Origin of the sequence: Liquorilactobacillus satsumensis DSM 16230 = JCM 12392, from assembly GCF_001435195.1 — a bacterium.
Lineage (GTDB): Bacteria > Bacillota > Bacilli > Lactobacillales > Lactobacillaceae > Liquorilactobacillus > Liquorilactobacillus satsumensis.
Genome location: NZ_AZFQ01000019.1, coordinates 104,437 through 112,726, shown reverse-complemented (window position 1 = coordinate 112,726; position 8,290 = coordinate 104,437). Strand labels below are relative to the sequence as shown.

Genomic DNA, 8,290 nt, shown 5'->3' with positions numbered 1-8,290 from the left:
AATTTTGTCACAGCCCCTCTTTTATTCCGGATAAACGTGTTCCATAAGTCAAAATTGCTTGTCTAACTTCGAATTACTCATAATAAAATACACTTTACGTTCGTAATTTATGTCAGTCCACAAGTTTTAACAACTTATGTCACACTTCTCCTAGTTTTATTGCGTATTTATAATGTAACCTAACCAGCAACTGTAAATTAAGTTAACCAAATTGTAACTACTTTACAAATTGCTGTTAGTTTTCAAAGTCTGCAACCGCTGCCTTGTACTTCCTTTTTATTCTGTTAAGCCTTCTGCAACTGCTGCAGGATAATCAGCTCTTACCAAAGCAGCACAACTTGCACACAACAATGGCAAGTCAGCATCGGTCCCAACATCTTCTTTAATCATCCGACAACGTGGACAAACCTTGCCATCAGCATGCTCAACTGTAAGTGCAACCTCATGGTATTTAACAGCAGTGGCTGGTGCCTGTGCAAGTTCTTTAACATCAAGTGCTGAGACAATTAAGACTTGACGGACATTAGTTCCAAGTGCGGCCAGTAATTCCTGCGTAGGCTCATCTGCATAAAGTGTTACATGCGCCTCAAATGACTTACCAATCAACTTCTGATCGCGGGCTTCTTCCAACGCTTTTAAAACATCCGTCCGCACTTTCAAGAATTCTTCCCAACGTGCAGTAATTTTTTCTTCCGCATTGAAATGCTGTACTTGAGGCATTTCAGCCAGTTGAACATAATCTTCAGGTTCCTTTAGATAATTCCAGATTTCCTCTGTGGTATGCGGCAAAATTGGTGTTAATAATTTTGTAAGTCTGACTACCACGTCATATAAAACCGTCTGCATCGAACGCCGTTTACGCGCATCTGCGCTTTCAATGTAAACAACATCTTTGGCGATGTCCAGATAAAAAGCTGAAAGTTCCACAGAAACAAAGTTAATCAGTTTCTTATAGATATCCATGAAGTCATAAACAGCATAATCGTCCAGCACTTCTTTAGTGAACTTATTAACCTTGATTTCCATATACTGGTCAAGCGCTTCAAGATCATCAAAAGCAACTGTATCATGTGCCGGATCAAAATCAGTCGTATTAGCCAACATGAAACGAATAGTATTCCGAATTTTACGGTAGGATTCGGAGATTTGTTTAAAGCTATCCATCGAAACCCGAACATCGGCCGAGGAATCGACACTCAATACCCACAAACGAATGATTTCAGCGCCCATTTGTTGAATGACTTTAGCTGGAACAATCGTATTTCCCAGCGACTTGCTCATCTTGCGGCCTTCACCATCAAGGGTGAATCCTTGTGAAAGAATCTGTTTGTACGGTGCCTTTCCTGAAAAGGCAACGCTCGTAATCAAACTTGAATTGAACCAGCCACGGTATTGGTCGGAACCTTCAAGATACATGTCACTTGGATAAGTCAAATAATCACGTTGCGCCAAAACTCCTTGATGTGAAGAACCAGAATCAAACCAAACATCCATAATATCAGTTTCTTTTGTAAACTGACCGTGTGGTGAGTGCTCACTGGTGAATCCAGCAGGCAATAAGTCTTTGGCTTCTCGCTGGAACCAGATGTTCGACCCGTGTTTTTCAATTAAATCAGCTACATGTGCTACCGTTTCTTTAGTGATAATTGCTTCGCCATCTTCACCATAGAAAATTGGTAGTGGCACGCCCCAGACCCGCTGACGTGAAATTACCCAGTCACCACGATCACGAATCATGTTATGCAACCGTTTTTGACCCCAATCTGGGAAAAATTTAACTTCATCAATTGCATCTAAAATCTGGGTCCGAATCTTTCCAACGGAAGCAAACCATTGCGGAGTTGCACGGAAAATAATCGGTTTTTTGGTTCGCCAGTCAAATGGATAGCTATGCTCCAACGGCATGAATTTCAAAAGCAATCCGGCTGCTTTTAACTTATCCAATGAAATCTGATTTGCATCATCATAGAAAACATGTGCAAAATCAGGACCAGCATCTTCAGTCAAATAACCCTTATCATCTACTGGAACATAAATATCCAAGCCATATTGCTTACCGACATTAAAGTCATCTTCCCCAAAACCAGGAGCCGTATGCACTAGACCGGTCCCAGAATCAAGCGTGACAAAATCGCCGAGCATCGTTAGCAACTTACGTTCAGGATAGAAGGGATGCTGTGCGGTGACATATTCCAAAGCTGCTCCTTTAAGCTGCTTAACAATCTCATACTTTTCCCAACCAAATAATTCGGCACAATTTTTTACCAGTTCTGTTGCAATCACATATTTACGCTGATCACCTGCAGGTTGTACAACTGCATAATCAAAATCTTTGTCAACTGTAATTCCTTCTGAAGCCGGAATTGTCCATGGTGTGGTTGTCCAAACGACCATGTACGTATCAGTATCTAAAACTCCTTTACCATCAACAACTTGTTCGCCATAAAAAGCAGACGGCGAAGTTACATCATGATACTCTACTTCCGCCTCTGCTAGTGCTGATTCAGAAGACCATGACCAAAAGACTGGCTTTTTACCTTTATAAATCAAGCCCAATTCCGCCATCTTGCCAAAAACACGAATCTCCTGTGCTTCAAATGATGGGTCGAGTGTTACATATGGATTATCCCATTCACCGGCAACCCCAAGACGCTTGAAATCAGTTCTTTGTTTGTCAACTTGCTCTAGTGCATACTCTCGGCACTTTTCACGAAAATCGGCAACTGACAATGCTTTCCGATCAACCCCCGCCTTTTTCAACTGCTGTTCGATCGGCAGACCATGCGTATCCCAGCCAGGGACATATGGTGCACGGAAGCCCATCATAGATTTCGAACGCACAATGAAATCTTTGGTAATTTTGTTAAGCGCATGCCCCATATGAATATTTCCGTTAGCATATGGAGGGCCATCATGCAAAACAAAGCTTGGCTTGCCTTCATTTAATTTTTGACGTCGTTCATAAACCTTATTTTCTTCCCATTCAGTTTGTCTTTCAGCTTCGCGCACGGGTAAGTTTCCGCGCATTGGGAATTTTGTTTTTCCCAAATTTAAAGTTTCTTTAATTCTCATAAAATCCTCTCCTTTTCGCTAATTTTTATAAAAAAAAAGACTTCATTCCCAGCAAGGGACGAAATCTTCGCGGTACCACCCAAATTCAAAAAGGGACCAAACCCTTTTCCTCAAAATGACTAACGGTCATTCTCCGAACAGCCTTACTCTTAATTCAGCCTGTCGCTAAAAAGATGATAAGTTTTGAAATGAGAAACCACCGGACTTGCACCAGACACCGGCTCGCTATGATATCATACCAAAACTATTGTTCTTTTTTTAGCTTTATTTATTCTTTTGCGCATCAGCAGCAACTTCATCAAAATGCTGTCCGCCATCTTCTTCTTCAGGAAAAATCACAACGGCTTTGTTATTCTGGTTATCCCCAGTCTCTTGTTCCTTTTGAGCTTCAACGTTTGAGAATGATTTTACTTCTTTTGCACTCTTTTTGTCAAGCTCCTCTTCTCTTCTAATTGCTTCTTGAATTTCTTCATAGTTGCTGGTATCGCCCTGTTTCAAGATATCATCCCACTCGCTGCCTTTAACAACCTCAAGTTGAGATTCCAACATTACTTGCAATTTCTGCCTGAAAATCCGTGCCTGCTTCTTCAGATCATCGGTTTCAAAGATTAACCGTTTAGCCTTTTGCGAAGCACCTTCAATAATGTGACGTGCCTTCTCATTTGCCTGATCAACCACATCTTGTGCCTGCTTTTGTGCTTCACGATTGATGATTTCTGCTTCACGCTGCGAGTTTGCTTTTACTTTATCAGCAGCTTCTTGTGCAACAATAATTGATTGGTTCAAAGAGTCTTTTAGATCATTGAAATATTTAAGCTTCTCTTGGCTTTGTTTCAAGCCTTCACTTAAGTGTTCATTTTCTTTCAGGTTAAGTTCATAATCCTTGATAATTTGATCCAAAAAATCATTAACTTCGTCCTGATCATAGCCACGCAGTTTTACACGAAATTCTTTATTGTGAATATCTAATGGGGTCAAAGTCATATCCCCAACACCTCCATGTATGTATTATTTTTTTAAAACAGCAACAACGACACGGATTTTTTCCTTTTTTGAAAGACCACGAATTTCTTCAAGCTTAAACCGCCCAAAGCCGCGGACTGAAACGACGTCATAGACAGCAATTTCATGATCAGGTTTATCCAGCAACATCCAATTCAAATGAATCAACTTATTGTTTAGTAGTTCCTTGGCCCGATTCCGCGAGAGATGATAGACAGCAGCGACCAAAACATCAATACGTAAAGAACTTACCGAAACCTGTTCTTCCTGCCATTCATCTAAAGGAATCACAACAGCACTTGGTTCAAGTTCACTAAGCCGGACCTTAATTCTGCCAACGTTTTCAATCTGTGTCTGCAAAAAACGACTGAACTGCTGATCTGCAATTAACTGCCAGCGACTTCCATCAGTAATAATATCACCAATGACCTCTCGTTTAATCCCAGAATTCATTAAGGCCCCTAAAATTTGGCTATGTTTAAGCGTAGCAAACTTAACAGGATACTTAACCTCTAGCAAAGCAAGTTCAAAATCTGCCAGCACAGGTTCGTAATAGTCTGGATAAAAAAGCATTCTTTGCCGTTCAGCATTAGGCACGAGCCCCTCAGCTGCCAATTTAACTCTGTTATCTTCATGAACAAGCGTTTCCGCAATAAAACGTTCACGTGGATTCAAGAAATGCGTTAAGATCGGTCTATATTCAGTTTGTGCTTGCGCAATCAGTGTTCCCAGTTCTGTAACAGTTGTGCTTTCCTCTGCTCTAAAATGTTGATAGATTGTTTCCTTTACCATACTGACCTTCTTCTAAAATGCAAAGCCTAAAGCACTCAAAAGCGAAGTCAGTACAAGATTGACGCCGTTTTGAACGAACAGCAAGGCTAAAAGTGCAACAATCGGTGAAAAGCTGATTCCACCGAACGTTGGAATGAAGCGATCAAAGAACGCCAAATACGGTTCACAGAAGCGTCCTAAAATAACACCCAACCGTGACTGCAAAGCTCCTGGGAACCAGGTCATTAGCACGTAAACAACCAGTGCAAGTGAATAGAGTTGGAACAAGCGGTTAACAATTGTTAAGATAATCAATTCTCATACTCCTAAACTAATTGAGATCAGATTCCGAAAAATCTGCGGTGACATTTCCTTCGACAACAAAATTACGTGGTGTGCATAGAAAAATATTATCGCCGACGCGTTGAATTTCGCCTTCAATTGCAAAAACTGTTCCAGTCAAGAAATCAACAACCCGTCGTGCCTGCTCATCATCCATTCTTTGAAAATTAATCACAGCCGCTTGTTCATTAAGCAAGCGCGTTGCAATAGTTTTAACGTCGGAATAGATTCGTGGTTCAAACAAAGCAATCTTCTTTTCGACCATTTCCTGCCTCTTACCATTCAGAGAAACGACTTTTTGACTTTGAGAAAAATTGGAAGTTGGTTCACTTTCTTTATTAGGAAACTCTTCTTGATAGTCCTCTTCATCAGCCATTCCAAAAAAACGACTCAGCTTATTGCCTAAAGCCATTCCAACACCCCCTTCAGCATGTACCGGCTGACAAATTACTTACGCCGATGACGGAAGAATGGTGGTGTATTTAACCCGTCATCTTCCGTTTCATTCTGTTCCTTAGCAGTATCAGCTTTAAAAATATCGAACTTTTTCTTTTCGACATTTTGGAACTCGTTTGTACGTTCTGAATTTTCAAGCGGACGTTCACCCGTAATCTCACGGCGTAAATCCCAGTCCTTAAGGGGATCATTGGTTGGCTTGGCAGCAGTGCTGTTATTAAAAGAGTCCAACCGTGCACCTTCGCTTGGGTTACTGTTGTTCATCCGTTTGTGGCGAGCTGCCCGCTCTTCTTTCTTCTTATCAATTCCAGTAGCAATCACAGTAACCACCACTTTGTCTTCAAGATCTTCATTAATTGAGGTTCCAAAAATAATATTAACATCACTGGTGGCAGCTTGTGCTACAATATCCGAAGCATCCTGTGCTTCAAAAAGACTTAAATCTGGACCACCAGTAATGTTTAACAGTACTTGTTCTGCACCATCAATTGAAACTTCAAGCAGCGGTGAAGAAATTGCTTTTTTAGTTGCTTCAGCCGTTCTGTTTTCACCATTGGCGGACCCGATTCCCATCAAAGCCGAACCCTGATTCTCCATCACAGTCTTAACATCCGCAAAGTCCAAGTTGACATATCCTGGTGAGGTAATCAAATCTGAAATTCCCTGCACACCTTGGCGCAAAACATTGTCTGCTTCTTTGAAAGCCTCAAGCATTGGTGTCTTTTTATCCACAATTTCAAGCAAACGGTTGTTCGCGATGATCACGAGCGTATCGACATGTTCCTTCATTTGGGCAACACCTTCAGCCGCATAGCGTGCACGCTTTGGCCCTTCAAAACTAAATGGTCGTGTAACAACCCCAACCGTCAGTGCACCTTGATCTTTTGCAACCTTAGCAATAATAGGTGCAGCCCCAGTTCCGGTACCACCACCCATGCCCGCAGTAACAAAGATCATATCGGCACCTTGCAATGCTTCTGCTAAAGCTTCTTCACTTTCTTGTGCAGCTTTGTTGCCAATTTCAGGATTTGATCCTGCTCCCAGACCGCGCGTAAGCTTAGGCCCTAATTGAATTTTAGTTTCAGCATTTGAACTTTCAAGTGCCTGAACATCTGTATTAGCAACAATAAATTCCACGCCTTTAACATCATCAGCAATCATTCGATTAACAGCATTGCCACCTGCACCGCCGACCCCAATAACTTTGATCGTTGCTCCTGTATTTTCGTTTGCATCTAGTGAGAATTCCATTGCATTTCCCTCCAATTAAAATCAATCAAAAAATGTATTAAAAAAGTTCTTGAGGCCTTCGAAGGCACCATTGCCATCCTTCTTCTTTTGCTTCTTCTCAGCTTTCTCGGAATTAAAATCAACTTTAACAAGTTGCTCATCATCCGCTTCCTTGGTGGCCCTTTGCGGCGCCACCTGCTGCACTGTCTTACCACTTAAAACACCTTTAACCACTAACTCAATTTCGCTGCGCACCGTCATGTACTGGACAAGTCCAATCGCTTGCGTAAAGGAAGGATGCCGCAGTCCCATCTGCTGTGGAATAAAGATTTTAATATTAACATCAAAAACATCTTCAGCCAGCTCTTTGACCCCTGGAAGGGCAGCCATTCCACCCGTAATCACAATTCCTCCAGGCAATCCCAGTGCATCAATTTGCTCAAGTGCATCTTTCAGCTTAGTGAAGATTTGTGTCAAGCGAGCTTCAATAATCTCACCAAGATATTCACCGCTGACTTGGACCTTATCTGTTTTACCAACAACTTCAACGGGAAAAAGGTCTTCTTTTGATGCAAGATAACTTGCAGCATAACCATAATTACGCTTGATTTTTTCAGCATTCTCAAGTGAAGTATTCAGTACTACTGAAATATCCTTCGTGACAAATTTACCGCCCTCTTGGTCAACATATGTATATTTTAATTTGTGATCATGTACAACAGCCGCAGTCGTCTGACCGCCACCCAAATCAAGCAACACAGTCCCAAAATCACGTTCACCATCACTCAAGGCAACCGTCGAAAGTGCTAGGGGCCCTACAAGGGTATCTTTAACCTTTAGACCAGCCATCTGCACACACTTCAGTGTATTATGCAGAATCGTCTTCGGGCCTGTATAAACAACACCCTTCATCTCCAAACGGACCCCAATCATACCCCGTGGGTCTTTAATTCCATCAAATCCATCTACAATGAATTCATCCGGTAAGATGTCAATGATATCACGCTCAGGTGGCAACTTTTGTGTTAAATCAGCTTTAGTCACTCGATACACATCATCATTACCGATTTCTTTTGAATTTCCACTTTCATCGCCAATTGCGATCATCCCACTGCATGGTACAATCTCAAGTAGATTAGCTGGAATTCCAACAATCACTTCTGAAATTTGAATATTTGCCTTTTGTTCAGCTTGCGCAACAGCTTTCTTGATTGCGGTGACCGCACGATCAATATCCACGATAACACCACGACTCAAACCATCCGAGCGCTCACTTCCAACTCCGATGATATTCAGCTGGTTTTTTACGTATTCCGCGACGATTACCTTGATTGATGTCGTCCCAATATCAAGGCCAACATATATCCCAGAATTTTCCATTGATCGAGCCCCCTTCTTCCCTAATATTCCAAACTTG

The 8,290-nt window shown here is 41.7% G+C and carries 7 protein-coding genes and 1 other annotated feature; all 7 genes read right to left on the bottom strand.

Annotation, left to right across the window (positions count from 1 at the left end; translation table 11 throughout):
- Positions 1-276: 276 nt before the first annotated feature.
- Positions 277-3,072, bottom strand: a complete 2,796-nt coding sequence (ileS, locus tag FD50_RS02325) for an isoleucine--tRNA ligase (protein WP_056960010.1) — start codon at positions 3,070-3,072, stop codon at positions 277-279.
- A 51-nt stretch (positions 3,073-3,123) separates the two neighbouring features.
- Positions 3,124-3,341, bottom strand: a binding site (T-box leader).
- Positions 3,337-4,056: a DivIVA domain-containing protein gene (locus FD50_RS02320; RefSeq protein ID WP_056960008.1), complete on the bottom strand. Its 720-nt coding sequence runs from the start codon at positions 4,054-4,056 to the stop codon at positions 3,337-3,339. Its footprint overlaps the feature before it by 5 nt.
- 24 nt (positions 4,057-4,080) lie before the next feature.
- Complete coding sequence (locus FD50_RS02315; RefSeq protein ID WP_056960006.1) at positions 4,081-4,866, bottom strand: YlmH family RNA-binding protein; 786 nt, start codon at positions 4,864-4,866, stop codon at positions 4,081-4,083.
- A gap of 12 nt (positions 4,867-4,878) precedes the next feature.
- The gene (locus tag FD50_RS02310) at positions 4,879-5,157 is read right to left on the bottom strand and encodes a YggT family protein (protein WP_054757574.1); all 279 of its coding nucleotides are present in this window, start codon (positions 5,155-5,157) and stop codon (positions 4,879-4,881) included.
- A gap of 19 nt (positions 5,158-5,176) precedes the next feature.
- On the bottom strand, positions 5,177-5,599 hold the full coding sequence (locus FD50_RS02305) for a cell division protein SepF (protein ID WP_054757554.1): 423 nt from the start codon (positions 5,597-5,599) through the stop codon (positions 5,177-5,179).
- 35 nt (positions 5,600-5,634) lie between these two features.
- A complete protein-coding gene (ftsZ, locus tag FD50_RS02300) occupies positions 5,635-6,894 on the bottom strand; it encodes a cell division protein FtsZ (protein ID WP_056960003.1) in 1,260 nt (419 codons plus the stop codon).
- Between the two features lie 21 nt (positions 6,895-6,915).
- Positions 6,916-8,253, bottom strand: coding sequence for a cell division protein FtsA (ftsA, locus tag FD50_RS02295; RefSeq protein ID WP_056960001.1), 1,338 nt, complete (start codon positions 8,251-8,253; stop codon positions 6,916-6,918).
- Positions 8,254-8,290: the final 37 nt, after the last annotated feature.

Coding starts and splice junctions, on each gene's coding strand:
- FD50_RS02305 (WP_054757554.1), bottom strand. CDS start 5,599: ATGGCTTTAGGCAATAAGCTGAGTCGTTTTTTTGGAATGGCTGATGAA.
- ftsA (WP_056960001.1), bottom strand. CDS start 8,253: ATGGAAAATTCTGGGATATATGTTGGCCTTGATATTGGGACGACATCA.
- FD50_RS02315 (WP_056960006.1), bottom strand. CDS start 4,866: ATGGTAAAGGAAACAATCTATCAACATTTTAGAGCAGAGGAAAGCACA.
- ileS (WP_056960010.1), bottom strand. CDS start 3,072: ATGAGAATTAAAGAAACTTTAAATTTGGGAAAAACAAAATTCCCAATG.
- FD50_RS02320 (WP_056960008.1), bottom strand. CDS start 4,056: ATGACTTTGACCCCATTAGATATTCACAATAAAGAATTTCGTGTAAAA.
- ftsZ (WP_056960003.1), bottom strand. CDS start 6,894: ATGGAATTCTCACTAGATGCAAACGAAAATACAGGAGCAACGATCAAA.